The organism is Streptomyces marokkonensis, from assembly GCF_008312835.1.
GTDB classification, from domain to species: Bacteria; Actinomycetota; Actinomycetes; order Streptomycetales; family Streptomycetaceae; genus Streptomyces; species Streptomyces marokkonensis_A.
Window position 1 is genome coordinate 1 of record NZ_VSKS01000007.1, and the last position, 26,870, is coordinate 26,870.

A 26,870-nucleotide genomic window follows, 5' to 3' on the forward strand; every position below is an offset into this window, starting at 1 on the left:
CACGAGGGCCTCCTGGCGGTCGGGCGTAGATGTCGCAATCCACACCGAACCCAGAAGGCCCTCACCCGTTCAAGCACCCAGCATGCGTGTCACCAACGTCCCGGAACAGCACAGCTAGGCCCCGGGCGGGGGCCGTCCGGCCCGAGCGGATCCGCCGTCCTGCGCCCAGACTGGAAGTGCGGGGCGGGGTCCCGGCACCCATCCGGGGTCACGCCGACGCAGGCGGGCGGGGCGCGCCCGGTGCCCGAGACCGCCGCAGAGCGAGAAGGGTGAGGAGAGGCATGAAGGGTTACGTCTTCCACGGCCCCGGGCAGTCCGCCTGGGAAGAGGTCCCCGACCCGGCCGTCCAGGAACCCGGCGACGCCATCGTGCGCGTCGACGCCGTCACCATCTGCGGGACGGACCTGCACATCCTCAAGGGCGACGTGCCCGAGGTCCGCCCCGGAACCGTCCTCGGCCACGAGGCCGTCGGGGAGATCGTCGAGACCGGCGCCGACGTCCGCACCGTACGCCCCGGAGACCGGGTGCTGGTCTCCTGCATCACCGCCTGCGGGCGCTGCGGCTACTGCCGTGAGGGCGTGTACGGCCAGTGCCGGGGCGGCGGGGGCTGGATCCTCGGCCACCTCGTCGACGGGACCCAGGCCGAGTACGTCCGTGTCCCGTTCGCCGACCTCTCGGTGTACCCGCTGCCCGGCGCCGTGGCCAACGAGGACGCCGTGCTGCTGGCCGACATCTTCCCCACCGCCTACGAGGTGGGCGTGCTCAACGGGCGGGTCCGTCCCGGTGACACCGTCGTCGTGGTGGGAGCGGGTCCCGTCGGGCTCGCCGCGATCGCCACCGCCCGGCTGTTCGCTCCCGAGCGCATCGTCGCCGTGGACCTGGCCGCCTCGCGGCTGCAGGCGGCGAAGGAGTTCGGCGCCGACGCCGTGGCCGACGCGAGCGAGGCCCCCGAGCAACTGGTCGAGGACCTCACCGGCGGGCTCGGCGCGGACGTGGTCATCGAGGCGGTGGGCGTTCCCGAGACCTTCGAGCTGTGCGCCCGCATCGTGCGGCCCGGCGGGCACCTCGCCAACGTCGGCGTGCACGGCGCTCCCGCCACGCTGCACCTCGAGGACCTGTGGATCAAGAACATCACCATCACCACCGGACTCGTCGACACCCACTCCACTCCCACCCTGCTGAGGATGGCGTCCGCCGGCCGGCTTCCCACCCGCCGGCTGGTCACCCACACGTTCCCGCTCGGCCACATGCAGGAGGCGTACGACGTCTTCGGCAACGCCGGCGAGACCGGGGCGCTCAAGGTCGTGCTGGGCGTGCCGCAGCACGAGGTGGTCCCCGTCCAGCCGACGGTCTGACCCGGCCCCGGCCCGAGCCGCCCGCCCTCCGGCGCGCGGGCGGCCGCAGGGTCGTCCGGCCCATACCGGACCGGAGCCGGAGGGTCCACCCTGGAGACATGGCGCCGCCGGTACCCGCGCGAGGAGGTGACCTCCCATGGCGAGGACACAGGGTGCGAGGCCGCGCCGAGTGCGGCTGTGGCGGTGGCGGAGGAACCCGCTGCGCCGCCGCAGCGATCTGGTCGAGGCCTGGCTGACGCTCGCCACGCTCGTCCTCGCCCTGCTGGTCGGGGCGTTCGCCGGGCTGGCGGCCGCAGGCGTCGTCGACCGGTCCCTCGAGGACCGCCGGGAGCGGACCCGCCCCGTGACGGCCGTACTGGTCGAGGACGCCCGCGACGCGCTGCCGGCACCCGTGGCGGAGGACGGGGACGGCGGCGTCTGGGCGAAGGTGCGGTGGACGGCCCCGGACGGCACCGCCCGCACGGGCCGGGCGGAGGTCGAACCCGGGAGCAGGGCGGGCACCGAGGCGACCGTGTGGAACGACACCGCGGGCCGGCTGGTGTCCGCACCGCCCGAGGGCGCCGAGGCGGGGTTCCAGATCGTCATGGCCGGCGTCACGGTCACCGTCGCCACCGGGGGACTGGTCCTGCTCGGCGGATGGCTCGTCCGGTCCCGGCTGCAGTGGCGGCGCCTGGCCGAGTGGGAGGCCGAGTGGCGGCGGGTCGAGCCGTCGTGGCGGAAGCGGATGACGGGCTGAGCGCACGACGGCGGCCCCTCGGCCGACCGGACGGACCGGACCGGACTGTGATCTGAAGAATTGCAAATTTTCGCAATTGCCTACATGCTTGCCTCGTCATCCAGTCGAGAGTGAAGTCGAGGGGCCGTGTCCGTACCGCCGCCGGCCGGGATCCGGTCCCGGATCGTCTCGCTGCTGCCCACCCGCGCCGACCTGGACCAGATACGCCGCCATCCCCGACGTGACCTGCTCGCCGGCCTGACGGTCGCGGTCGTCGCACTGCCGCTCGCGCTCGGATTCGGTGTCTCCTCCGGGCTCGGCGCCGAGGCGGGGCTGGCCACCGCCGTGGTCGCCGGGGCGCTGGCGGCCGTGTTCGGCGGCTCCCATCTCCAGGTCTCCGGGCCGACCGGGGCGATGACGGTGGTGCTCGTGCCGATCGTCGCCGACCACGGGCCCGGGGGCGTGCTCACCGTCGGCCTGATGGCGGGCGTGATCCTGGTCGGGCTGGCGCTGCTCCGGGCCGGGGGCAGCATGCGGTACGTGCCGGCGCCGGTGGTGGAGGGCTTCACGCTCGGCATCGCCTGTGTGATCGGGCTGCAGCAGGTCCCCAACGCCCTCGGCGTGCCCGGGGCCGAGGGCGAGCGGGTCCTGGTGGTGGCCTGGCGGGCCGGACAGGAATTCCTCCGCGCCCCCAACTGGACCGCGCTGGCCCTGGCACTCGCGGTGGCGGGCGTGATGCTGCTCGGCGCGCGCTGGAAGCCCACCGTCCCGTTCTCCGTGCTGGCGGTGATCGCGGCCACGGCCGTGACGCAGGCCGCCGGGCTGGACGGGGCACGGCCGATCGGCGACCTGCCCCCGGGCCTCCCCGCACCCTCGCTCTCCTTCGTCGACACCGGAGCCCTGGGCAGCCTCCTCGCGCCCGCCCTGGCCGTGGCGGCGCTCGCCGCACTGGAGTCCCTGCTGTCCGCCTCCGTCGCCGACGGCATGACCGTCGGACAGCGGCACGACCCCGACCGCGAGCTGTTCGGCCAGGGCCTCGCCAACATCGCGGCCCCGCTGTTCGGCGGCGTCCCCGCGACCGGCGCGATCGCCCGCACCGCGGTCAACGTCCGTACCGGCGCGACCTCCCGGCTGGCCTCCCTCACCCACGCGGCCGTCCTCGCCGTGATCGTCTTCGCGGCCGCCCCGCTGGTGTCGCGGATCCCGCTGGCCGCCCTCGCCGGAGTCCTGCTGGCGACCGCGGTCCGGATGGTCGAGGTCGGCTCGCTGCGCGCGATGACCCGCGCCACCCGCTCCGACGCGCTGATCCTCGTCCTGACCGCGGCCGCCACGCTCGTGCTCGACCTGGTCCAGGCGGTGATCATCGGTCTGGGCGTCGCGGCCGTCCTCGCGCTGGGCGCGGTCGCCCGCCAGGCCCGGCTCGCCCCGCTGCCGCTGGACCGGGGCGACCACACGGAGGAGGAGCACGAGCTGCTGGCCGAGCACATCGTCGCCTACCGCATCGACGGCCCGCTGTTCTTCGCCGCCGCCCACCGCTTCCTGCTGGAGCTGGCCGAACTCGCCGACGTGCGCGTGGTCGTCCTGCGCATGTCCCACGTCAGCGTCGTCGATGCCACCGGCGCCCTGGTCCTCAAGGACGCGGTGACGAAACTGAGGCGGCGCGGGATCCTCGTCCTGGCCTCCGGTGTCCGCCCGGCCCACCGCCGGGCCCTCGCCTCGGTGGGCGTCCTGGAACTGCTGCGCCACGAGGGCCGGGAGTACGTCACCACGCCCGAGGCGATCGCCGCGGCCCGTGCCCACCTGGAACGCGACGGGGTCCTGCGGGCGACCGGACACCGGGCCGCGGCGCCCCGGGCGGAGCATCGATGACACCCGCTCCGCACACGCTGCCGTACCGCCACGTACTGACCCTGCCCACCGAGCCCGGTGCCGTGCGCCTCGCCCGCGAGACAGCCGAACAGGCCCTTGCGGAGTGGGGCATAGGCGCACACCACCCGGCGGTGGGCCCGGCGCTCCTGATCCTGAGCGAGCTGGTGACCAACAGCGTCCGGCACGCGTCCGAGGTCTCCCCGCAGACCACGGTGATCTACGCGGCGAGCCCCGAGTGCCTGGTGTTCGCCGTGCACGACCGCCACCCCCGCCGGCCCCGGCTGTACGGGGCGGACGGCGCCGGGCCGGGCGGTCTGGCCACCGTCGTCGAACTGACCCGAGGCCTGGGCGGCACCGCCGTGGTCCGCGGTGACGCCGACGGCCGTGGCAAGAGCGTCTGGATCACGCTTCCCCTGTGAGGCCGCCGGGGACCACCGCCGGACGGCGGGAATGTATGAAGTTGCTAATGTCGGAAAACGTCGAGGCGGGTGTCGACGAACGGATGAGGCGATGGACCGAGGACCGGCCGCCCGGGCCGTGCTGCCGCGCCGGAAAGGGGACGGCACGATGACCACGCCGCTGTACCAGCTGAAGGCCGAGTTCTTCAAAACCCTGGGGCACCCCGCCCGGATCCGTGTGCTGGAACTGCTCAGCGAGCGCGAGCACGCGGTCGCGGAGATGCTGCCCGAGGTGGGCATCGAACCGGCGCACCTCTCCCAGCAACTGGCGGTGCTGCGGCGGGCGAACCTGGTGGTCGGCCGCAAGGAGGGCTCGACCGTGTACTACTCGCTGACCAGCCCGCATGTGGCGGAGCTGCTGCGGGTGGCCCGCACCATCCTGTCCGGCGTCCTCGCCGGTCAGGCGGAACTCCTCGCGGACCTCCAGGCCGCGCAGAAGGAGCCGAAACCCCTGCCGTAGCCACCGCGTTGCCGCGGTCACGCCGGGCGGGTACGCGGGCCCGGGGTGTCAGCCCGCGGGGTTCGGCCCCTCGCGGCGGCAGTGCAGGAACAGGTGCGGTTCCGGGCGGGCGTCCGGGTGGGTCGGGGTGAACATCACGCTCCTCTCCGACTGCACCGTCAGGCCCGCCGCGCGCACGAGGGCGATGAGGTCCTCGGCCGCGAAGCTGGTGACCCGCACGGGCTGCCCCATGAACACCCCGTCGAACTCCTCGACGTCCAGCGGCACGGTGGCCAGCGCGAGCAGACCGCCCGGGCGCAGCGCCCGCGCCAGCCGGCGGAGGAGCCCCGACTGCTCCGACCGGGACATCTGCAGCGTCGCGAAGTACACACATACAGCGTCCAGGGAAGCGTCCTCGAGCGTCATCCGGCGGATGTCCTCGCAACGGAACTCGGCCTCGGGCACCTGGCGGGAGGCGATCTCCACCATCACGGGGGACACGTCGACCCCGAGCACCCGGTGACCCGCGCCGGCGAGCGCCTGAGCCGTGGGCCGGCCCGTGCCGCTGCCCACGTCCAGCACCGTGCTGCCCGGCGCCAGCCGTTCCAGCAGCCAGTCCAGCGACGCGCGGTGAGCCGCCGAGGAGGCGAACGCCTTCTCGTACTCGCTGCCCAGCGCGTCGAACACCGCCGCCGCCGGTGACTCGTGTTCCTCGTCGACCAAGACGCACCCCGTCTCCGCGTACCGATGCGGGGCATCGTGCCACCCCCGTCCCGTCGTGACAACGGGGCACCGCACGTGGCGCGGCTCCGGCCCGGCTTGCGGGCGTGGCGGCCGGCACGGCAGGGTCGGGGTGTGCCGACTCTGCTGATCGTCCACCACACGCCCTCGCCCCACTGCCAGGCGATGTTCGAAGCCGTCCTCTCCGGTGCGACGGCCCCGGAGATCGAGGACGTCCGGGTGGTGCGGCGGGCGGCGCTGTCCGCCACCGCCTCCGACGTCCTGGACGCCGACGGCTACCTCCTCGGCACCCCCGCCAACCTCGGCTACATGTCGGGGGCGCTCAAACACTTCTTCGACCAGATCTACTATCCCTGCCTGGACACCACCCGGGGCCGGCCCTTCGGGTACTACGTGCACGGCGGCAACGACGTCACGGGCGCGGTGCGGGGCATCGAGTCGGTCACGACGGGCCTGGGCTGGCGTCGCGCGGCCGACACCGTGACGGTCACCGGCGAGCCCGACAAGGCCGCCGTCGAACGGTGCTGGGAACTGGGCGCCACGCTCGCGGCCGGCCTGGCGGACTGAAACGGCCCGACCGCCGGTGCGGTCGGGCCGTCGGACGATCCGCCAGGGTCCGCCGGAAAGGTCAGGTCTCGTCCATCCGCCGCCGGTCCTCCTCGTCCCAGGCGCGCGTGTCGCGCGGCTGCGTGTACGGCTCCGCCTCCGGCGGATGGCCCCCGGCGATGGCCCGCTGCCGGGCGATCTCCGCGTCGAACTCCAGCCCGAGCAGGATGGCCAGGTTGGTGATCCACAGCCAGATCAGGAACACGATGACACCCGCCATCGTGCCGTACGTCTTGTTGTACGACCCGAAGTTGGCGACGTAGACGGCGAACCCGGCGGAGGCGACCAGCCAGATCAGCAGCGCCAGGAAACTGCCCGGAGTGATCCACCGGAACCCCCGGACCTTGGCGTTCGGGGCCGCCCAGTACAGCAGTGCGATCATGATGACGACCAGCACGATCAGCACCGGCCACTTGGCGATCGACCACACGGTCAGCGCGGTGTCGCCGAGACCGAGCAGATCGCCCGCCTGACGGGCCAGCCCGCCGGTGAAGACCACGATCAGGGCACTGACGACGGCCATCAGCATCAGCGCGACCGTCACCCCGAGCCGTACCGGGAGCACCTTCCACACCGGACGCCCCTCGGGCATGTCGTAGACCGCGTTCGCCGAGCGCATGAACGCCGCCACATAGCCGGACGCCGACCAGATGGCCAGCACCAGACCGACGATCGCCACGACCGAGCCGATGCCCGCGTTGCCCTGGAGCTGCTCCACCGCCTGCGTGATGATGTCCCGGGCCGCGCCGGGGGCGGTGAGCTCCTGGAGGTTCTCCAGCACCTTGTCCGTGGTGGACCTGCCGGTGAGGCCCAGAATCGACACCAGGGCCAGCAACGCCGGAAACAGCGACAGCACGCCGTAGTACGTCAGGGCCGCGGCCCGGTCGGTGAGCTCGTCGTCCTTGAACTCGCGCAGGCTGCCCTTCAGGGCCGCGCCCCACGCCCCTTTCGGCAGCTTGGCCGGTGAATCGGGCGCCGCCCGCTCCACCTCGTCACTGGGCCCGGGGTCGTCCGGTGCCGCGCGCTCCGCCTCCTGACCCGGACGGGCCCCGTCCGGCGCCGCGCGCTCTCCCCCGTGACCCGGGCGGGCCTCGTCCGTGGTGCCCTTCTGGGCCTGCTTGTCGTTCAGCCCCGGGATATGCAGCTTCATGGCCCCCGAGTAACCCGTGACCGTCATGTCACGCCAGGCCGGTCACCCGGCCTTGAGTGGAAAGAGGTTGTGGGAGCGCTCCCAAGAATGCAGGATGCCAGACATGACCGAGTCCCCAAGGATCCGCCCCTACCACCGCGAGGACCGGGCGGCCCTCGACGACATCTGCATCCGCACCGCGCACAACGGGCAGGACAGCCGCCCCCACTACAGCGATCCCACCGTCTTTCCGGACACCTTCGCGGCCCCGTACGTCCATCTGGAGCCCGAGCTCGCCTTCGTCCTGGACGACGGGAGCGGCCGGGCGGTCGGCTACATCGTCGGTACCGCCGACACGGCCCGCTTCGCCAGGACCTTCCGTGCGGCATGGCTCCCTCTGGTCGCCGACCGCCATCCCGAACCGTCCGGGCCGCCGGCGACCCCGGACGAGGAGATCGCCTGGCTGCTGCACCACCCGGAGCGGATGGTCGTCCCCGGGCTGGCCGCCTGGCCGGCCCATCTGCACATCGACCTGCTGCCCGAGTGGCAGGGGCGCGGTTACGGCCGGCGGCTGATGCGGACCTTCCTCACGGCCCTGCGGGACGGGGGAGTGCCGTCCGTTCATCTCGTGATGGCGGTCGCCAACAAGCCGGCCCGGGCCTTCTACGACCGCATGGGCTTCGAGGAGATCGACGCACCGATGGACGACTCGGTCGTCTGCCTCGGGCGCACGACCGCGGACCCCGACCGGCTCTGAGGGGTCGCGGCTCTCTTCCGTCGAACGCATCGAACGCGCCACGGCCCGCCGGGAAGTGGCGCGAATGCACGTTGCCGCTCCGCTTCCTGAAGCGCAGCCTGTGCACTGGGAGCGCTCCCATGGATTGGTGTGGGTGGCGCTCACCGCCCCCCGCAACCCCCACAGCGGAAAGAAGGAACTCATGGTTTGGCATGGCCATGCTGTATCAGTGCTCCGGTCCCGCCTGTTGCTCGCCCTGACCGTCGCGGTGGCCGCGCTGCTCTCCCTGATCCCCTGGAGCGGCACCGCCGTGGCGCACGGCTCCGTGGTCGATCCGGCGTCCCGCAACTACGGTTGCTGGCAGCGCTGGGGGAGTGACTTCCAGAACCCGGCGATGGCCCAGCAGGACCCGATGTGCTGGCAGGCCTGGCAGGACAACCCCAACGCCATGTGGAACTGGAACGGTCTGTACCGCAACGGCTCCGCCGGGAACTTCCAGGCCGTCGTCCCCGACGGTCAGCTGTGCAGCGGCGGGCGCACCGAGGGCGGGCGCTACAACTCCATGGACTCGGTGGGCGCCTGGAAGACGACGGACGTGAACGACGACTTCACCGTCCGGCTCTACGACCAGGCCAGCCACGGCGCGGACTACTTCCTCGTCTACGTCACCCGGCAGGGCTTCGACCCCACCACGCAGCCGCTCGGCTGGGACGACCTGCAACTGGTGGCCCGCACCGGCGCGTACGCCCCCAGCCAGAACTACTCCATACCGGTGAGCACGTCGGGTCTCAGCGGCCGCCACGTCGTCTACACGATCTGGCAGGCCTCGCACATGGACCAGACGTACTTCCTCTGCAGTGACGTGAACTTCGGCTGACCTGCCGGAACGTCACCTTCCCGGCATCGGGTCCCCGCCGGGCGCGCCGGGTCCGGCGGGGACCGGCGTCATGGGACTCGTGTTCTCCGGGATTCCGGAAAGAAATCGTGAGGCGTTTGAACACACGGCGGTCCGCCTGCGTATGGGGCGTGGGAAGCCCATGCCGACCCCCCGCGACAGAAGCGTAGGAGTACTGCCTTGCCACGCAACACACGCAGACGCCCCAAACAGCGCGCGACTCTGGCCGCGTTCGCCCTGATCCTGGGCGGAGGCGGGATGATGGCGGCCAACGTCTACGCTTCCGCGACGGAGGAGGGCGGGACGGGCGCCGATCAGGCGCGGGTCCTCGCCGGCGCCACGATCGACTGCCCGGACGTGGCCACCCAGCTGACGTCGGTGCCCCAGGAGGCACGGGCGGAGGTGGACAAGGAACTCGCCGGCCTCGACGCGCAGATCGCCGAGGCCTACAAGCGGCTCGGCGAGTCGGCCGACGCCCTCCGCCAGGACCCGGCGTTCGCGGACAACGCGATTGCGGGGCCGCTGGAGGAGAAGCGCTCCGCGACCCTCGCTCGCATCGCGACCGCCATCGACCGGGTGGGCGACCGGCCCGAGGGCCTCGAGGAACTCGCCGCCTGCGCCGTGCGCGAGTCCGGCAACGCCCCCGCCGAGCAGGACGCCGGCCAGGAAGGTGACGGCAGCGGCGGCGAGCAGGCGGGCGACGGCGGCGACGGACAGGACCAGCAGGGTCAGGACCAGCAAGGTGGTCAGGACCAGCAGGGCCAGGGCGGGAACGGCGGCCAGGCCGGCAACGGTCCTGTCGCCGGTGACTACGTCGACATCGAGAGCGTCCAGCCCAACGTCTCCCAGCCGAAGCAGACGGAGAACGCCTCCCGCGGCACCTTCACCACCGAGTGCGGCGTCAACGCGAACGGCGTGTTCAACTCGGACAACGTGATCGCCGCCCCGGGTGTCAGCAACGGCGCCCACCACTTCCACGACTACATCGGCAACCAGGCCACCAACGCCTTCTCCAGCGACGAGGATCTGGCGCAGGCGGACACGAGCTGCGAGAACCAGGGCGACAAGTCGTCCTACTACTGGCCGGTGCTGCGCCTGCAGAACGGAACCCAGGAGCAGGACGCCAACTCCCCGGGCGGCGGCATCGAGGGCAACGCCGGTGAGATCGTCACGCCCAAGGAGGTCACGCTGACCTTCGTGGGCAACCCGCGGGGCGACGTCACCGCCATGCCCCGGCTGCTGCGCATCATCACCGGCGACGCCAAGTCGTTCGTCAACGGCCCCGCCAACGCCAACGCGTCCTGGAGCTGCACCGGTTTCGAGGACCGGCAGCTGACGGACAAGTACCCGCTGTGCCCCCAGGGCAGTGACGTGGTGCGCACCTTCGACTTCCAGAGCTGCTGGGACGGGCGCAACATCGACAGCGCCAACCACCGTACGCACATGGCGTTCATGGACGCCGAGGGCAACTGCCCGTCGGGCTTCCGGCCCGTGCCGCAGCTGGTGCAGCGCATCGTCTACGACGTCGACGCGCCGAGCCTCGAGGACGGCGGCAGGACGACGCCGCTGTTCGCGGTCGACTCCTTCCCGGAGCAGCTGCACAAGCCGATCACGGACCACGGCGACTTCATCAACGTCTTCGACGAGGACCTGATGAAGGAGATGGTCGACTGCATCAACGAGGGCCGCACCTGCGGTGCCGGCGGCAACGGCGACAACGGGGGCGACGGTGACGGCGGCAACGGCGGCAACGGCGGCAACGGGGGCGACGGTGACGGCGACGGGGGCAACAACGGCGGCGAACCGAGCGAGGAGCCGCAGCAGCCGGAGGAGCCCACGGCCGCACCCGACGACCCGGGCCAGGGCGACGGCGGCGACCAGCCGGGCGGCGACGCCAACCAGGGTGACGGCGCCAACCAGGGTGACGGCGGCGACAAGGGTGACGGGGGACAGGAGCAGCCGTCGGAGGCCCCGGCCGAGAACCCGGCCGAGAGCCCTGCCGCCGAGGAGCCCGCGGGCGGCGACGGCACCGCACAGCCCGAGCAGCCCGATGTGAAGGCCTCCCTCCCGGCCGGCGACGGCGGGGACGCCGGCACCGGGAACCAGGACGGCGACCAGGGCGGCAAGGACGACGGCGGTCAGGCGGCCCAGGCCGCCGAGGTGCCCGGCAGCCTCCCGGAGCTCGGGACCGAGGACGGGACCGAGGCACAGGCCGAGACCGGAAGCCTCGCCGAGACCGGGGCCCAGCTCTGGCCCGCCGCGCTGGGCGGCATACTGGTGATCTTCGGATTCTTCGTCCTGCGGAGCGTGAGGCGCGGGGCCTGACCCTCCACGGCACGTGAACGGCGGCAGGACCCTCCGGGGGTCCTGCCGCTTCGCGTTCGTCTTCGCGGGCGCACGAAACGGTGCTTCCGGGCGCCGGTGTGGGAAACTCGACCGGGAGGCCGCGGTGTTGTCCGAGGGGGAGCACCGGCCGGCCGCAGAGGGGAGTTGCCGTGAGCCAGGGGACGGTGCGCACGCACGAGGACGCGGACGGAGCGGCCGCCGCACGTCACGCCCGATTCGGACATCTCCCGGAGCCGGTCCGGGTGGAGGACATGGTCGAGGAGCGGCCGGCCGTGCCCGACGACCCGGCCCGCCGCGACTACGACCCGGACGAGTGGCTGGTGCGCTACTGCCTGTGAGACCCGGCCCGCCACGCCGTCCGGTGCCGGCGCCCGGTGCTCAGTCGTACGCCGTCAGCAGCAGGGCCACGTCGTCCGGGCGGTCCTCGGTCCTGCGGGCCGTCCGGATCAGCTGGTCGGCGAGCTCCTCGACGGAGTCGGTGCGGCTGTGGGCCAGACAGAGCCGGACCTCCTCGATGCCCGTCTCGATGTCACTGCCCGGCGTCTCCACGAGCCCGTCCGTGTACAGGGCGAGCACACTGCCGGGGGCCAGCGTCAGCGTCGTGACCGGGTAGACGGCGTCCGGCTGCACACCGAGCATCACACCGCCGGGCAGGTCCAGGCTCTCGGTGCGGCGGTCGGGATGGCGCAGCAGGGGAGGGGGATGCCCCGCCCGGACGGCCAGCGCACGGCCGGTGGCCGGTTCGAGCTCGACGTAGCAGCAAGTGGCGAACACGTCCGTCTCCAGCTCGGCCAGCAGCTGGTTCGTGTGGGTGATGACCTCCTGCGGCGGCCTGCCGCTCGCCGCGAAGGCGTGCACCGCGCTGCGCAGCTGCCCCATGACGGCCGCGGCGCCGACGCTGTGCCCCTCGACGTCACCGATGACCAGGGCCACCCCCCGCCCCGTCCTGATCACGTCGTACCAGTCGCCGCCGATGGCCATGCCCTGCGTCCCCGGCAGATAGCGGCCCGTGGTGCGCATCCGCTCGATGGCCGGCAGCCGGTGCGGCAGCAGGCCCTCCTGCAGTCCGCGCGCCACGGCGGACTCCGCGTCGTAGAGCCGGGCCCGCTCCATCGCCTGCGCGGCCAGCCCGCCCAGCGCGGTCAGCGCGCTGCGCTCCTCGGGAGTGAACCGGTGCGGTGAGGACCAGCCGAGGATGCAGGAGCCGACCGGGTGTCCGGAGGCGATGAGCGGCAGGAACGACCAGGCGCGCATCCTGTCCAGAGCGAGCCCGGGATAGGCGTTCACCAGCGCTTCGGGCGACTCGAAGAAGAGCGGCAGCCGGGTGGTCAGGGCGTGCACGCCGGGCAGGTTCGCGTCGAGCGGAACCCCTTCGAACGCGTCGAGGAAGTGCTCGGGGTAGCCGGACTCCCACAGCAGGTACATCCGCCCGTCACGGATCGTGTAGAGGGCGATCTCCTGCGCGCCGAACCCGGGCAGCAGCTGCTCGGCCACGGCCCGGCAGACGTCCCGGACGGTGACCGCCTCGGTCAGCACACTGGCCATCTGCACGACGTGGTAGAGCGCCCCCGCGCGGGTCGGCGCGACCAGCTCCGACGGCGCCTCCGCGCCCCCGCCGACCGGTGCCAGGGACCGGCCGGGCTCCGCCCCCGCGGGGGCGTTGGTGCGGAAGACCCGGCCCGTCAGCCCGTGCACACCGGGATAGAGCACGAACCCCAGCCAGACGCCGTCCGGGTCGCGCACCAGGTATGACACCGGTTCCTGCGACAGCATCGCCGCCCGGTAGCGGTCCTCGTAGGCGGGGTCGTGCAGCCAGGTGAGCACCTCCCAGGGGTAGTGGCCGAGCAGTTGTTCCAGCTCGCTTCCCAGCAGCTCCTGGCAGCGGCGGTTGGCGTAGATCACCCGGCCGTCCTGGTCGAGGGAGAACAGCCCGTCGGGCAACCGCTCCGCGGCCTCCGCCGCGGTGAGCCCGCCGGCCGCGTCGACGAGGGCGCCCACCAGGATCCGGGCGGCCCCCTCCACCCGTACGACATGGCCCCACAGCTCCAACGGCCGGTAGCGGACCCGGGTGTCCTCCTCGTCCATCACCCTGAAGTGCCGGGCCCGGACCTGTCCGGTCTCCTGCGCCTCCCGCCGGCTCGCCCTCAGTTCGTACAGGTCGTCGGGGCTGACGCGGGCCTCGACCTCCGCCATGGTGCCGCCGAACTCCTCCCGGCTGACGCCGAGGAGGGACAGCGCGTCGTCGTCCCCGGACCACCGGTCGCTGTCCAGGTCCCACTCGATGATGCCGACCTCCACGGCCCGGACGGACGGAGTGGGCAGCCGCACGTTCACCGGCTGGTCGTCGTAGTCGATGCCGTACGCGACGGCGTCCGCGCCCTCCCGGCCGGGTATCCGGCGGGCGAACTCGGTCAGGCGCTCCTCCATGTCCCGCCCGGCCTCGCGCAGTGCCGCCCGCACCGTCGGCTCGTCCGCCGGGTCCCGGGTGGCCGAACGCAGCACGGCGAGGACGCCCACGTTCTCGCCGCCGACCCGCACCGGGTGGTAGGCGTGGCCGAACGAGTACGGCAGCGCGGCGGTGAACTGCGGGAAGCGCAGCATCGCCGCCCGCTCGTCCGGCAGCCACAGGTACTCGCCCCTGCGGTACGCCTCCGACATCGGCAGCGCACCGCCCACGGGTACCCGCCACCACGGCCTCAGCAGCGAGCGGGGGACGCCGGACACCACGCAGAGCACCAGCGAACGCCGGTCCCGCGAGCGCAGGTACACCAGGCCGCCGTAGCCACCGGTGTCCTGGATCGCCGCCACCACGGGTGCGGCGAGCGCGTCCTCCAGACGGCCCTCCGGGTGCGCGCTCCTGAACTCCCCGGCCCCCCGCCCGGGCATGCCTTCCGACCGCTCCCCGCGCGGTTCGGCGGCTGCCTGGTCCATGTCGCGCCCTCCCGGTGCGGACGCACGGGACATCGATTCGTTCGCTCCCACCAGGATGTGCCATGCCCGGCGGTACGGCGACCGGCCGGACAGGAGCCGCAACCTTTGGGGCATCCCGCTCGTCTCACCCGATATCAGAAGGATGCGAGCCCAGGGGGCCGAAAATGCTTAAACCCAGAACAATCTGCGCGACTGTCCTGCTCGTGGGCACCACCCTGGCGGCGGCCGCCGTACCGGCGGTGGCCACCCAGGGGGCACCCACCCGGGCCACGGCCTGCCCCACCGGCTGGGGAAGCCTCGCCAGGACCGACACCGACAGCACCACCACGCCGGTGCGCGACATCAGGACCGGCCGCCACGACTGCTTCGACCGGATGGTCGTCGACCTGCCGGGGGCGGGGCGCGGCGACCTCGGCTACTCCGTCCGGTACGTCGACCGGCTGTACCAGGACGGATCGGGCCGGCCCGTCCCCGTCGCCGGCGGCGCCGTCCTCGAGGTGCGGGTGGCCGCGCCCTCCTACGCCCCCGAGAGCGGCGAGCCCACCTACCCCGCGCGCGCCGGACGCCCCCTGCCGGGCGTGGACCTCACCGGATACCGCACCTTCAGGGACGCGCGGTTCGCCGGCAGCTTCGAGGGCGAGACCCAGGTCGGTCTGGGAGTGCGCGCACGGCTGCCGTTCCGCGTGCTGGAACTGCCCGGCCACCTCGTGATCGATGTCGCCCACACCTGGGCGGGCGGCCGCTGAGCCCTCCGCACGGGGCCGGCGGCCGCGCGCTCACTGCTCCGCGGTGCCGGTCTCGCAGACCCGGCGCGCCACGTCACGCAGCTTGGTGTTGGTGCGCTGGGACTGCGTACGCAGGATGTCGAAGGCCTGGTCCTCCGTGACCTGGTGCCGCCCCATCAGGATGCCCATCGCCTCACCGATCAGATGACGGGTGGCGATGGCCTCCTGCATCTGGGCGTCGGTCAGGGCGGTGGAGAACGCGACCGCCGCGTGGGAGGCCAGCAGCCAGCCCGCTGTCTCGCTGTCCTCGGTGAACATCCCCGGCTTGCGGGAGTACATGTTCAGAGCTCCGAGCTCCTCCTCCCGCGTGTACAGCAGGAATCCCATCATGCTGCCCACCCCCAGTTCCCGGCAGCGGGGCACGAAGGCCGGCCAGCGATCGGGCCGCGCGGTGAAGTCGGGGATGCGGAAGACCCGTTCGGAGCGGTCGGGCCGGGCCGCGTCGAAGCAGGGCCCCTCCTTCAGACTCCCCTGGAGACGGTCGCTGTCGGTCACGAGCTGCTCGGTGGGCGCCAGCGAACTCACCTGGTCGCCCCGCAGCACGAGGATCCCGGACGCGTCGCAGCCCTCGACGAGGTCCACCGCCGACCTCGAGATCTGCTGCAGCGTGGACTCGAGGGTGTGTTCGGCCAGAAGGTCACGGGCCATCGAAGCCATCTGCTGAGCGAATCCCCGCCAGTCCACCGTCCGCCTCCCTGGTTGCCACAGTCAGCACACACCGCACCTACCCGCGCCCATGAGCGGCACGCCGGTGAACGCACCGATCCCGGGCAGACGGCGTACGTGATCTTCGGCGGCCCCGACTTCCGGGGGCACGTCTGCCGGCTGCCAGAGAAGGGAATCACCACGGTGACCACGCCCGAGCGCCCTACACGACCGCTGCCCCGCGGTCGCCGTTTCGACCTGCGCGCGACAGCCATGTTCTTCGGCCTGCTCGCCACGGCCCTGGTCACGGGCGGCCTCGCGCTGCGCGCGCTGTCCGGGGTCGTGCGACAGCGCCCGGTATGGGCCTTCGTGCTCGTCTGCGTGGTCCTCGCGATCGTCCTGGCCCACGGGCGCAGACGGCGGCGGCTGTCCGCGGCGAGGATCGCCCGCCGGGCCGGCGAGGCACTGGAGCAGGCGACGACGACGGCACTCGACGCCCTCGAGGCACCGGCACCGGCTCTGGCAACGGCACCTGCACCGGCGCCACCCACGGCTCACGCCGACGGCCACGGGCCCGGCCGGGCGTTGGGCCAGGAGACGGGCCACACGTCCGGATACGAGCCCGGCTACGACTTCGACGCGCTGAGCCCGGAGGAGTTCGAGGAGGCGATAGCCGCCCTGTGCGCACGCGACGGCTGCTCACAGGTACAGGTCGTCGGCGGCGCCGGGGACCTGGGGGCCGACGTGACGGCGGTGTGCCCCGAGGGCCGCCGCCTCGTCATCCAGTGCAAGCGCTACGGCGACGACAACAAGGTCGGATCGCAGGACCTGCAGCGCTTCGGCGGCACCTGCTTCACCGTCCACGAGGCGGACGTGGCCCTCGTCGTCACCACCAGCGACTTCACCGAACCGGCCGAGGGGTACGCCGCGCAGTGCGGCATATTGTGCGTCGCCCGCGACGCCCTGCTCGCCTGGAGCGACGGCCGGGCACCGGCGCCGTGGGCGGCGTGCACAGGCGGTCCGGCGGCGTAGCCCCCGTCGTGCGTCCCGGGGCCGATTGTCAGTGGCTGATGCCACCCTGCCGGTATGGACGAGCTGGAGTTCATGCGCGGCCGGGTCTACGGGGCGGACCACGACGACCCGGGCCCGCGGGAGGGGCGGTCGTACGTGGAGCTGGCCGGCGGGCCGCTCGACGGCCTCCTGCTGGATGTCACGGGCCGCGGCGAGACGGAGCTGAGGGACGGCGTCGGCCTGCGCACCGAGATAGGCCGCTACGGCGCGGGCGGACGGTCGGTGTACGTACCCCGCAGTCCCGGAGGCCGGGTGTACGACTGGTGGGGCGACGTCCCCTGAGCGGTGTGGACACCGAGGAGGGCGGGGCAGACGTAGCCATAGGGCGTCCACGGCCGTCGCGGGCGCGAAGAGGGCGGAGCGAGCCATGGGACTGCTGACGGAAGGCGGCTCGGCGCTGCGCGGCCGGATCGGGCACGCGATCTTCTCCAGGGTGGCCGGGCCGGACGGCCCGGACAACCGCGCCCGCATCCACGGCACACCCGGGCCGCGCTGGTTCGGCCCCGAGCGGCCGGTCAGAAGGGTGCACGGGGACGCCTCGATGTTCATCGGCGGTCTGTCGGCCCTGCTGCTGCAGTCGCTGCACCCGCTGGCGATGGCCGCCGTCGCCGGGCATTCCGGGTTCCGCGGGGACCCCTGGGGACGCCTCCAGCGGACCAGCACCTTCCTCGCCGTCACCACCTACGGCACCGCCGACGCCGCCCAGCGGGCCGTCGACCGGGTCCGGGCCGTCCACGAGACGGTGCGCGGCACGACCGCGGACGGTGAGGAGTACCGGGCCGCCGACCCCCACCTGCTGTGCTGGGTGCACATCGCGGAGGTCGACAGCTTCCTGCGCGCCCACCAGCGCTACGGGGCGCATCCCCTGGACGAGGAGGGCTGTGACGGATACGTCGCCGACATGGCACGCATCGCCACCGCCCTCGGCATACCCGACCCGCCGGTCGACCGCGCCGGACTCGACGAGCGGCTGGCCGCCTACCGCCCGGAACTGCGCGCCACCCCCGAGGCACGCAGCACGGCCCGCTTCCTGCTGCTCAACCCGCCCGTCCCGCTGCTCGCCCGGCTGCCGTACGGCGTCCTCGCCGCCAATGCCGTCTCCCTCCTGCCGGGCTGGGCCTCCCGCGCCCTGTGGCTGCCCCGCGTCCCGCCGGCCGAGAGCGTGTGCGTCCGTCCGCTCGGCACCGCCGTCACCGCGGGCATCCGCTGGGCCCTGGCACCGACCCGCGACACGCCCTGACCCGGCCGTGCGCGCTCCTCGCCCCGCCGCCGGTTGACGCGCGCCAGAGGGGGCACTCAGTGCTGGCTGGTGTCGCTCATGGACACAGGAGGTCGAAGTGGCGGTACGCCATCGTCTGATCAAAGCGAGCCCGCGGTCCGTGTGGACCGTGCTCGAGGACGGCACCCGCTATGCGGAGTGGGTCGTGGGGACCTCGTCGTCGGAGCCCGTCCGCGGGCACTGGCCGGAGCTCGGTTCCGCGATCGCCTACGAGGTGCGGTTCGGCCCCGTGCGCCTGTCCAACGAGACCGTCGTCCGGCGCTGCGTACCCGGCGAGGCCCTGGAACTCGAGGCCAAGGCCGGACCGCTCGGCACGGCGCGGATCGCCCTGGAGGTGCGGCCCTGGGGCGACCACTGCCTGGTGATCGTGGACGAGCATCCGCTGCGGGGCGCGGGCGGCAAGCTGCACAACGTGGCCGTGGAGGGCCTCATCCAGGTCCGCCACCGGGCCATGCTCGCCCGGCTCGCGCGGATCTGTGAGGCCGAGGCGGCGGAGGAGGAGCGGCGCCGGCCCATGGGCCAGGTCGTCGCGCCGGACCCCGGCGTGGGAGGCGCCCGTGCCTGACGCCGTGGTCATCGGGGCCGGGCCCAACGGACTGGTCGCCGCGAACCTGCTCGCCGACGCCGGCTGGAGTGTGGAGGTACTGGAGGAACAGCCGGAACCCGGCGGCGCCGTGCGCCACGACCGGGGTGCCGACCCCGACTTCGTCAGCGACCTCTGCAGCTCCTTCTATCCGCTGGCCGCCGCCTCCCCGGTCGTCTCCGGGCTGCACCTGGAGCGTCACGGACTGCGCTGGAGCCATGCTCCGCACGTGGTCGCGCATCCGCGGAGCGACGGCCGGTGCGCGGTGCTCGACCGCCGTGTCGACGTCACCGCCGACTCCCTGGAGGCCTTCGCGCCGGGGGACGGGGCCGCATGGCGCCGCCTGCACGACATGTGGGAGAGCCTCCGGCCCGACCTCCTGGACGCCCTGTTCACTCCCTTCCCGCCCGTCCGTTCCGGCCTGCGGCTCGCTGTGAGGCTGCGCGGCACGGGAGGGCTGCGCATGGCGCGCACCCTGGTCCTGCCGGTGCGCCGCATGGCGGAGGAGGAGTTCCGCGGCGAGGGCGGAGGGCTGCTGCTGGCCGGCAACGCGCTCCACGCGGACCTGGCACCGGAGGCCGCGGGCAGCGGCGGCTTCGGCTGGCTGATGTCGATGCTCGGGCAGACGTACGGCTTCCCCGTACCGGCCGGCGGCTCCGGAGCCCTCACCGAGGCCCTGGCGCGCCGTCTGGAGTCGCTCGGCGGGGTGCTGCGCTGCGGGCAGCGCGTGGACCGCGTCGTCGTGCGCGGCGGAAGGGCGGTCGGGGTGCGAACCGCCGGGGGTGACACGGTCGCCGCCGGCCGTGCTGTCCTCGCCGACGTGGCAGTGCCCGCGCTGTACGGCGAGCTCGTCGCCCCCGAGCACCTGCCCGCCCAGGTACTGACCGACCTGCGGCGCTTCCAGTGGGACTTCGCCACCTTCAAGGTCGACTGGGCGCTCGACGGACCGGTGCCCTGGAGCTGCGAGCAGGCCGCGGGCGCCGGAACCGTCCACCTCGCGGACGGCCTCGACGAGCTCACCCGGTTCGCCGCCCAGCTCGCCACCGGCAGCGTCCCGGACCGGCCCTTCTGCCTGTTCGGCCAGATGACGACCTCCGACCCCTCCCGTTCCCCCCGGGGCACCGAGTCCGCGTGGGCGTACACGCACGTGCCCCACGACATCGTGGGCGACGCGGGCGGGGAATCCCTGACCGGAGCATGGACCGCCGCGGAGCAGGAGATCATGGCCGACCGCGTCGAGCGCCAGGTGGAACGCTTCGCGCCCGGCTTCCGGAGCGGGATCCGGGCCCGGCGCATCCTTGCCCCGCCCACGCTCCAGTCGCTCGACCGGAATCTGCACGGCGGTGCCATCAACGGCGGCACCGCGGCCATGCACCAGCAGCTGTTCTTCCGCCCGGCCCCGGGCACCGGACGCCCCGAGACCCCCGTCAAGGGCCTGTACCTGGCGTCCGCCGGTGCCCATCCGGGCGGCGGCGTGCACGGCGCGCCGGGCGCCAACGCCGCCCGCGCCGCCCTGCGCCGGCATCTGGCCCCGTCCCTGGCCGGGGCACAGCGACTGCTGACCCGGCGCGACCGCACCGGACGCAGGCAACCGGACGCCGACCGAAGGGCCGCGGACGGATGACCGGGCGTACCGGAGCGGCCGCAGCACACCACCCCGGCGGCCCGCGACACCAACGACCACAGGCGGAGACGAGACGATGACCGGACACGACGACCGCCCCGACCACGCCCACCGGCGCCCCGAGGGCGTCAGCGACGAGACGGTGGAGGCGCTCGGATCGCTGTCGAAGGCACTGGAGACGACCGAGCGGGCCCGGGGCCACCTCTACAGCTTCCACCAGCTCACCGGCACCGCCGACCTCGAACTGGACCGGGCGGTCGAACTGCTGCACAAGGCCGGGCACGCGGACTGGGCCGAGACGGTGCGGACCCAGGTGCTGGGCCGCAACGTGATCCCGGGCCACTGGACGTTCCAGATCGTCGAGGCGTACGACACCACGTACTACCAGCCCTTCAGGGAGCTCGAACAGGCCGCCGTCGAGGAACTGGCCGAGGGCCGGGACCATCTGTACGAGGCCGAGATGAAGGAGGCCCGCCGCACCGTCGGCCATCCCGACCACACGGCCCGCCCCGGCACGCGCCGCGACGGGGACGGGGACGGACGATGAGCGGCTCCCCGCTCCGTGACCGCACCGTCGTGGTGACGGGTGCCGCGCGGGGTATCGGCGCGGCGGTGTCCCGCGACCTCGCCACGCGCGGCGCCCGGATCGCCCTGCTCGGCCACGAGGGGGCGGGTCTGGCGGCCGTGGCGGCGAGCCTGCCGACGGATGCGCTGGTGTGCGAGGTCGACATCACCGACGAGGCCGCGCTGGACGAGGCCGCCGGCCTGGTCAGGGCACGCCTCGGCGCTCCCTCCGCGGTGGTGGCGAACGCGGGTGTGGCCGAGGGCGGCCCGTTCGTCACCTCCGATCCGGCCCAGTGGCGGCGGGTGATCGACGTCAACCTGACGGGCAGTGCGGCCACGGCCCGCGCCTTCCTGCCGGATCTGCTGGCGACCAAGGGCTACTACCTCCAGGTCGCCTCGCTGGCCTCGATCGGCGCCGCCCCGATGATGAGCGCCTACTGCGCCTCCAAGGCGGGCGTGGAGGCCTTCGCCCACTCCCTGCGCGCCGAAGTGGCACACCACGGCGTGGCCGTCGGCATCGGGTACCTGAACTGGACCGACACCGACATGATCCGCGACGCCGACCGTCATCCCGTCCTGCGGGAGCTGCGCGGCCACATGCCGCCGCCCGCCCGGCGCCTGTACTCGGTGGAGCAGGTCGCCGCCCGGCTCGCGGCGGCGGTGGAACGCCGCAGCACGGCCGTCTACGTGCCCCGGTGGCTGCGCCTCGCGCAGGCGGCGCGGGCCGCGCTGCCCCCGGTCGTGCTCCTGGTGGCCCGCCGGGAACTGTCCCGGCTGGAGGCCGAGGACCCCATGCGGCACACCGGATTCCTCGGCGCGGGCGGCGAGGCCGACCGGACCGCGACCCACCCGTGACACCGGCCCGCGGTCATCCCCTCCGTCCCCTCCGCCCCGGCCCCGGACCGCGGGACCCGTCCTGACCGGGGCCCGTCTCCGCCTGGCGGCGGTCGGACCACGTCCCGCGTCGATTCGGGCCGGCGTGCGACTCAGCGCTGACCGGGTGACCGGCCGACGACGTGTGGGGCTGCTCCGGACGTGCGGCCCGGTCGGATCGCGTCCGTGGTCTACCCGGCCAGGACCGGGCCCGTCGGCGGCCGGTCGCGGCGCGTCGCGGGCCCGCCCGGTCCGGCCGAGGCCGAGGCGGGCGGGTCAGCCCGGGAAACGACCCGAGGAGCGTAGTGACCAGCGGCGTTCCGCGTAGGCCAGGTCGTCGCGCCACAGGCGGCCGGCGGCGGCCCGTACCAGCGGGCGCAGCAGGGGCGCCGCACCGCGCGCCAGCGCGAAACCCGGACGGTCGGACCCGGCCACCACCGCTTCGACGACCGCCGTACGGGGCCGCCCCCGGTGGTCCGTGCCCAGGGGCGTGGCGTGGGACTCGACCACGGAGCCGGCCCCCTCGCCCTCCGTGATGCGCATGACGACCGTGCGCGGCTCGGGCGCGGTGAACTCGGCCCGCACCGGCACCACCAGACGACCCGCCACCTTGAAGGACACGTCCACGGTGAAGGCGTCCCCGCTCGCGTCCGAGCCGTCCGGCGCGCCGGTCACGGTGAGGTCGACGAACGAGTACGGGTGGAACCAGGCCCCGTGCCAGGGATCGAGGCGGTTGGCCACGACGTCCTCGGGTTCGCAGGTGCCCACCCCGGTGTACACGGCCGTCAGGGCCCTGTCCGGCCGCACCGGGACCACCGGCGCGTCCAGCGGCGGTTCGCCGCCCACCGCGTCCAGGCGGATCCACAGCAGCACGCCGTCGTCGTGCACCGGGAACGGCTCCCACCCCGCGAAGGGACCGCCGTCCAGGGCCAGTCCGTGCCAGTGGCACACCAGCGTCCCGCAGCGGACGGGACTGTCCCGCAGCGGCGCGCCCAGGTGCGGGCAGATCCCGGGCCCTGCCACCGGGTGGCCCCCGGCGTCCCGCCAGAGCACCACCTCCTGCCCCGCCACGGTCCGCGCCAGCGGACGGCCGGCGCGCAGGTCGCGGGAGGCGCCCACGACGTACCAGTTGCCGGACGGACGTGCCTGGGCCCGCTTGAGCGCCCCGGCGATGACGGCCGGCCGCGCCTCGCGCCAGGTGGGACGCTGCCGGTCCCACGGCACCGCACGCCTGCGCAGGGACAGCGGCAGACGCCGGCGCCCGCCCGTGGATCCGGTGTTCATGCGGCCCCCTCGGAAACAGCCGGGTACGGATCGAGCTGACGGACGTCCGGGGGCCCGTCGCCGCCACGGGCGCGCAGCCGGGCGGCGACCACCCGGGCGAGCCCGTCGGCGGCGACCACGGCGCGCCGCCGGCGGGGGACCACCGCCCGGTGGTGCAGCACCGACCAGCCGTCCCGGGCCACGGCGTCCAGGATGCCGCCGTACAGCACGAACGCCGTACGGATGCACGGCCGGGACACCGGTTCCAGCATCGCGAGCCCCGGTGCGGCCTCCCGGTACACGCCCCGGGTCAGTGCCTCGAACTCCCTCAGCGCCGAGGTGACACGCGGGTCGCGGCGGCCCGTGTCCCGGCTCCAGCGGAGCAGCGCCCGGTCGGCGCCGTGCGCGGCGAGCAGGTCCGCGGGCAGGTAGACGCGTCCCCGGTCGAGGTCCTCGCCCACGTCGCGCAGGAAGTTGGTCAGCTGGAACGCCACCCCGAGCGCGGCCGCGTGCGGCTCGGCCGCCGCGCGCGGGACGACCGTGCCGAGGACCGGCAGCATCTGCAGCCCGATGACCGCGGCGGAGCCGTGCATGTACCGGCGCAGCTCCGCGTAGTCGGCGTAGTCCGTCACCACCAGGTCGGCACGCATGGCGGCCATGAAGTCGGCGAAATGGGCGTGGTCGATGGTGTAGCGGCGTGCCGTGTCGGCGAGGGCCCGCACCACCGGTTCGGCACTGTCGCCGTCCCGCAGACCCTTGTCCAGTTCGCGTTCGAGCGCGGACAGTTCGGCGTCCCGGCGCGTGGTGTCCGCGCCGGTGCCGAGCGCGTCGACGATGTCGTCGGCCCAGCGGGCGAAGCCGTACAGGGCGTGCACGGCGGGGCGGCGCTCCACGGGCAGCAGCCGGGTGGCGAGGAAGTACGTCCTGCCGTGCCGGGCGTTGAGCACCCGGCAGCGGCGGTAGGCCTCGCGCAGCGCCGGATCGCCGACGCCCGCCGCGTCCAGTTCACGGTCGGTCATGCGGAAGCCTCCTGCGTCGCGGTGAGGGGGACACGCGGCCGTCCCGGACCGCCGGTGATCCGTGCCGCGGCCAGCTTCCCGGACAGCAGCACGGTCGGCACGCCGACGCCGGGGGTGGTGCCGCAGCCGGCCAGCACGGCGTTCTCGGTGCCGCGGACCAGGTTGCGGGGCCGGAACGGGCCCGTCTGGGCGAAGGTGTGGGCCGCGGAGAACGGAGTACCGGCCGCGTGGCCCTGCGCGTGCCAGCTCGCGGGCGTGACCACGCACTCCGTCTCGACGGCGGCCCCCAGGCCGGCCAGGCCGCGCCGCTCGAGCTCCCGCAGCAAACCGTCCCGGTAGCGGGGGGCCAGGTCCGTCCACGCGGCGGCGTCCGGGCCGATGTCGGTGTTGGGGCACGGAGCGAGGACGTAGTGCAGATGGCGTCCCGGCGGGGCGAGGTCCGGGTCGGTGGCGGTGGGCCGCGTGATGAGCAGCGAGGGATCGCTCATCAGCCGGCCTTCGCGGGTGAGTTCGCCGAACGTGCCGCGCCAGGCGGCACCGAAGGAGATGGTGTGGTGGGCGAGCTGCGGCCAGGTCCGGTCGGTGCCGAGGTGCAGCACGACCGCGGACGGGGAGTGCCGCAGCCGCACGGGGCGCCGTGGCGAGCGGCCCAGGAGCCGGTAGGCGACGGGAAGGTCGGGGGTCAGGACGACCGCGTCGCAGGGGATCCGGCCCTGGTCGGTGATGACGGCTGTGATCCGGTCGCCGGAGCGCTCCAGGCGGCTCACCTCGTGGCCGAACCGCAGGTCGGCGCCCGCGTCGGCGGCGGCGTCCGCCATGGCACGCGGCAGCGCGTGCATCCCGCCGCGCGGGAAGTACACCCCGGCGACGGTGTCCATGTAGGCGATGACGGCGTAGGCGGCCAGGGCCCTGGCCGGCGGGACGCCCGCGTACAGGGCCTGGAAGGAGAAGACACGGCGCAGCCGCTCGTCCCGCAGGAACCGCCCGATGCGCGCGTCCAGCCGCCCGAAACCGCCCAGCGCCGCCAGCCGGGCCAGGTCGGCGTTCAGCAGGCCCAGCGGGGAGTCGAAGTTGGCGTCGATGAAACGGCGCATCTGCGCCCGGTACAGCCGTTCCAGCCAGTCGCGCAGCCGCATGTATCCCGCGGCCTCCCGGGAGCCGGCGAACCGCTCGACCTCCGCGGCCATCGCGTCGGCTTCCGTGTGCACGTCGAGGCTGCTCCCGTCGGCGAAACCCGCCCGGTACGCCGGGTGCAGCGGCACGAGCTCCACACGCCCGCGCAGACTGTCCCCGACGGCGGCGAACGGCTCGTCGGCCAGGTCCGGCATGGTCAGCACCGTGGGACCGGTGTCGATCCGGTAGCCGTCGAGATCCAGGCGCCCGGCGCGTCCGCCGGGCAGCGCGTCCCGTTCGACGACGGTGACGCGCCGGCCGGCGCCCAGCAGGTGCAGGGCCGCGGACAGCCCGGCCAGTCCCGCGCCCACGACCACGACGTGATCCGTACGTCCCGCGACGGTGCGGTTCACCGGCCGGCCCCCTCGCCACCGGCGGCCCGCACCGGCCGCGGCCGGCTGCCGCAGGGGGGCGCGTCCCGCGGGGGTCCCTCACCCGCCGCGGAGGCCAGCAGCAGCCGCAGCCGCTCCCCGCCGTGCGGATCGAGGAGGGCACCGTCGACATGCCGCAGCCCCTGGGCCACCAGCCGGTCGATCATCGCCTCCACCGTGCGCCGCGCCCCGGTGTTCGTCAGAACCTCCCGCACCTCCTCGAGCCCTTCCTCGGTGAGCGCGCCGTGGCCGAGCGAACGGTCCAGCACCCGCAAGGACCGGCGGTCGCCGGCGGCCTCGGCCCGTGCGTGGGCGAGGGCGACCAGACACGTCGGCTTGCCCTCGCTGATGTCCCCACCCGCCGGCTTGCCGGTGGTCCGGGGATCACCGAACACGTCGCTGAGGTCGTCACGGAGCTGGAACGCCGTGCCCACACAGCGCCCGGCCGCGCACAGGGCCGCCGTGGTGCCGTCGTCCGCACCCGCCAGCGCGGCACCGAGGGCGATCGGCCGCTCGACCGAGTACAGGGCGCTCTTGAGGCGGGCGGCGCGCAGCGCGCGCGGCAGGGACCGCGACCCGGTCGCCTGACCGTGCAGGTCCAGGTACTGGCCGGCCACCATCTCCGTGCGCATGTCGCTCCACAGCCTGCGCACCGTCCGTTCGCTGCGCCGTTCCAGCGGGGTCTCGGCCAGCAGGTCGTCCGCCCAGGCGAGCGCCAGGTCGCCGGCGAGGATCGCGGCCCCGCCCCCGAGGTGCCCGGCCCGCCCGCCCGGTGCGGCGTCCGCGTACTGGCCGGCGACGTCGACGTGCAGCGCGGGCCGCCCGCGGCGCAGCGCGGAGCCGTCCATCACGTCGTCGTGGACGAGCGCGCAGGTCTGCACGAGCTCGAGTGCCGCACCGATCCGCAGGGCCGCGGCGACCGGGACGGCGCCCCCGCCACCGCAGGCGCGCAGCGCCCACCACACGAAACGCGAGCGGGTGCGCTTGCCGCCCGCGCGGGTGAAGTGCGCGACGCGTCCGGCCAGGTCGTCGCCGAACAGCGGGTGCACGTCCCGCGCCCGGGCCACCCGGTCGGCCAGCACGTGCTCGAGCACGCGGCCGACCGCTCCCGCCACGTCCCGGTCCACGACGGACGCGTCCTCGGTCCCTGGCGGGAGGGCGATGTGCTCGGTGTCGTACGGAACGCCGGGCGAGGCGCCGTCGGGCGGGCCCGGTGCCGACAACACCGGGCCCCCGACGAGCCGTGGCCCCGCCGTGTCGTGATCCTCCGTCTGTGTGCGCCCCATCCCGGTTCCTCTCGTCCTGACGCCGATCGTTCCGTGCCCGACCCCTTTCCGCTCGCGCACCGCACACGGATGCAGTACGAGGGCGAACTGGTCCGACGAACTGCCGCCGCATGC

Annotated in this window: 26 protein-coding genes; 18 read left to right on the top strand and 8 right to left on the bottom strand. The window is 73.9% G+C overall.

What is annotated here, in order from left to right:
• Positions 1-281: 281 nt before the first annotated feature.
• The 5 genes from F1615_RS13920 (at position 282) to F1615_RS13940 (ending at position 4,857) form a co-directional block, all read left to right on the top strand.
• On the top strand, positions 282-1,355 hold the full coding sequence (locus F1615_RS13920) for a zinc-dependent alcohol dehydrogenase family protein (protein ID WP_149549283.1): 1,074 nt from the start codon (positions 282-284) through the stop codon (positions 1,353-1,355).
• 136 nt (positions 1,356-1,491) lie between these two features.
• Positions 1,492-2,091: an Rv1733c family protein gene (locus F1615_RS13925; protein WP_149549284.1), complete on the top strand. Its 600-nt coding sequence runs from the start codon at positions 1,492-1,494 to the stop codon at positions 2,089-2,091.
• Positions 2,092-2,217: 126 nt separating this feature from the next.
• Complete coding sequence (locus F1615_RS13930) at positions 2,218-3,939, top strand: SulP family inorganic anion transporter (protein WP_149549285.1); 1,722 nt, start codon at positions 2,218-2,220, stop codon at positions 3,937-3,939.
• A complete protein-coding gene (locus F1615_RS13935; protein WP_149549286.1) occupies positions 3,936-4,358 on the top strand; it encodes an ATP-binding protein in 423 nt (140 codons plus the stop codon). Before F1615_RS13930 ends, F1615_RS13935 begins: the two co-directional genes overlap by 4 nt.
• Before the next feature lie 148 nt (positions 4,359-4,506).
• Positions 4,507-4,857, top strand: a complete 351-nt coding sequence (locus F1615_RS13940; RefSeq protein ID WP_037939260.1) for an ArsR/SmtB family transcription factor — start codon at positions 4,507-4,509, stop codon at positions 4,855-4,857.
• A 48-nt stretch (positions 4,858-4,905) separates the two neighbouring features.
• On the opposite strand, the gene F1615_RS13945 is transcribed toward F1615_RS13940, so the two are convergent.
• A complete protein-coding gene (locus tag F1615_RS13945; protein WP_149549287.1) occupies positions 4,906-5,559 on the bottom strand; it encodes a class I SAM-dependent methyltransferase in 654 nt (217 codons plus the stop codon).
• 132 nt (positions 5,560-5,691) lie between these two features.
• Between F1615_RS13945 and F1615_RS13950 the strand changes: the two genes are divergently transcribed.
• Positions 5,692-6,144, top strand: a complete 453-nt coding sequence (locus F1615_RS13950; protein WP_149549288.1) for a flavodoxin family protein — start codon at positions 5,692-5,694, stop codon at positions 6,142-6,144.
• Positions 6,145-6,205: 61 nt separating this feature from the next.
• Here F1615_RS13950 and F1615_RS13955 read toward each other — a convergent pair whose 3' ends face one another.
• Complete coding sequence (locus tag F1615_RS13955) at positions 6,206-7,333, bottom strand: YihY/virulence factor BrkB family protein (RefSeq protein ID WP_149549289.1); 1,128 nt, start codon at positions 7,331-7,333, stop codon at positions 6,206-6,208.
• 103 nt (positions 7,334-7,436) lie between these two features.
• Between F1615_RS13955 and F1615_RS13960 the strand changes: the two genes are divergently transcribed.
• The 4 genes from F1615_RS13960 to F1615_RS13975 all read left to right on the top strand — a co-directional run bounded on the left by F1615_RS13960 (position 7,437) and on the right by F1615_RS13975 (position 11,627).
• The gene (locus F1615_RS13960) at positions 7,437-8,069 is read left to right on the top strand and encodes a GNAT family N-acetyltransferase (RefSeq protein WP_149549290.1); all 633 of its coding nucleotides are present in this window, start codon (positions 7,437-7,439) and stop codon (positions 8,067-8,069) included.
• Between the two features lie 181 nt (positions 8,070-8,250).
• Complete coding sequence (locus tag F1615_RS13965; RefSeq protein WP_149549553.1) at positions 8,251-8,925, top strand: lytic polysaccharide monooxygenase auxiliary activity family 9 protein; 675 nt, start codon at positions 8,251-8,253, stop codon at positions 8,923-8,925.
• 279 nt (positions 8,926-9,204) lie between these two features.
• A complete protein-coding gene (locus F1615_RS13970; RefSeq protein ID WP_167533756.1) occupies positions 9,205-11,268 on the top strand; it encodes a DUF1996 domain-containing protein in 2,064 nt (687 codons plus the stop codon).
• Between the two features lie 170 nt (positions 11,269-11,438).
• A complete protein-coding gene (locus F1615_RS13975) occupies positions 11,439-11,627 on the top strand; it encodes a hypothetical protein (RefSeq protein WP_149549291.1) in 189 nt (62 codons plus the stop codon).
• 40 nt (positions 11,628-11,667) lie between these two features.
• Here F1615_RS13975 and F1615_RS13980 read toward each other — a convergent pair whose 3' ends face one another.
• Positions 11,668-14,220: a SpoIIE family protein phosphatase gene (locus F1615_RS13980; RefSeq protein ID WP_149549292.1), complete on the bottom strand. Its 2,553-nt coding sequence runs from the start codon at positions 14,218-14,220 to the stop codon at positions 11,668-11,670.
• 164 nt (positions 14,221-14,384) lie between these two features.
• On the opposite strand from F1615_RS13980, the gene F1615_RS13985 reads away from it, so the two are divergent.
• Positions 14,385-14,966, top strand: a complete 582-nt coding sequence (locus tag F1615_RS13985) for an AMIN-like domain-containing (lipo)protein (RefSeq protein WP_208818312.1) — start codon at positions 14,385-14,387, stop codon at positions 14,964-14,966.
• A gap of 30 nt (positions 14,967-14,996) precedes the next feature.
• Here the strand turns inward: F1615_RS13985 and F1615_RS13990 are convergent, their stop codons facing one another.
• Positions 14,997-15,662, bottom strand: a complete 666-nt coding sequence (locus tag F1615_RS13990; RefSeq protein ID WP_149549293.1) for a GAF and ANTAR domain-containing protein — start codon at positions 15,660-15,662, stop codon at positions 14,997-14,999.
• Positions 15,663-15,854: 192 nt separating this feature from the next.
• On the opposite strand from F1615_RS13990, the gene F1615_RS13995 reads away from it, so the two are divergent.
• From F1615_RS13995 to F1615_RS14025, 7 genes are all read left to right on the top strand, one after another.
• Complete coding sequence (locus tag F1615_RS13995; RefSeq protein WP_425385638.1) at positions 15,855-16,682, top strand: restriction endonuclease; 828 nt, start codon at positions 15,855-15,857, stop codon at positions 16,680-16,682.
• A gap of 54 nt (positions 16,683-16,736) precedes the next feature.
• A complete protein-coding gene (locus tag F1615_RS14000) occupies positions 16,737-17,003 on the top strand; it encodes a hypothetical protein (RefSeq protein WP_149549295.1) in 267 nt (88 codons plus the stop codon).
• Between the two features lie 85 nt (positions 17,004-17,088).
• Entirely contained in the window at positions 17,089-17,961 is an 873-nt protein-coding gene (locus F1615_RS14005) for an oxygenase MpaB family protein (protein WP_149549296.1), read from the top strand.
• Between the two features lie 97 nt (positions 17,962-18,058).
• On the top strand, positions 18,059-18,565 hold the full coding sequence (locus tag F1615_RS14010) for an SRPBCC family protein (protein ID WP_149549297.1): 507 nt from the start codon (positions 18,059-18,061) through the stop codon (positions 18,563-18,565).
• Complete coding sequence (locus F1615_RS14015; RefSeq protein WP_149549298.1) at positions 18,558-20,207, top strand: phytoene desaturase family protein; 1,650 nt, start codon at positions 18,558-18,560, stop codon at positions 20,205-20,207. Before F1615_RS14010 ends, F1615_RS14015 begins: the two co-directional genes overlap by 8 nt.
• A 76-nt stretch (positions 20,208-20,283) precedes the next feature.
• A complete protein-coding gene (locus F1615_RS14020; protein ID WP_149549299.1) occupies positions 20,284-20,754 on the top strand; it encodes a hypothetical protein in 471 nt (156 codons plus the stop codon).
• Positions 20,751-21,626 carry an SDR family oxidoreductase gene (locus F1615_RS14025; protein WP_149549300.1) on the top strand — a complete coding sequence of 292 codons (876 nt, stop codon included), beginning with the start codon at positions 20,751-20,753 and terminating at the stop codon, positions 21,624-21,626. The genes F1615_RS14020 and F1615_RS14025 overlap by 4 nt, the downstream gene beginning before the upstream one ends.
• Before the next feature lie 294 nt (positions 21,627-21,920).
• On the opposite strand, the gene F1615_RS14030 is transcribed toward F1615_RS14025, so the two are convergent.
• Genes F1615_RS14030 through F1615_RS14045 form a run of 4 tightly spaced genes read right to left on the bottom strand, consistent with a single transcriptional unit; the run spans position 21,921 to position 26,756 of the window.
• Positions 21,921-22,928 (bottom strand): DUF5914 domain-containing protein, encoded by a 1,008-nt coding sequence (locus F1615_RS14030; protein WP_149549301.1) that lies wholly within the window; start codon positions 22,926-22,928, stop codon positions 21,921-21,923.
• Positions 22,925-23,926, bottom strand: coding sequence for a phytoene/squalene synthase family protein (locus tag F1615_RS14035; protein WP_149549302.1), 1,002 nt, complete (start codon positions 23,924-23,926; stop codon positions 22,925-22,927). Before F1615_RS14035 ends, F1615_RS14030 begins: the two co-directional genes overlap by 4 nt.
• Positions 23,923-25,452, bottom strand: a complete 1,530-nt coding sequence (locus F1615_RS14040) for a phytoene desaturase (RefSeq protein WP_149549303.1) — start codon at positions 25,450-25,452, stop codon at positions 23,923-23,925. Before F1615_RS14040 ends, F1615_RS14035 begins: the two co-directional genes overlap by 4 nt.
• Positions 25,449-26,756 carry a polyprenyl synthetase family protein gene (locus F1615_RS14045; RefSeq protein WP_149549304.1) on the bottom strand — a complete coding sequence of 436 codons (1,308 nt, stop codon included), beginning with the start codon at positions 26,754-26,756 and terminating at the stop codon, positions 25,449-25,451. Before F1615_RS14045 ends, F1615_RS14040 begins: the two co-directional genes overlap by 4 nt.
• Positions 26,757-26,870 lie beyond the last annotated feature (114 nt).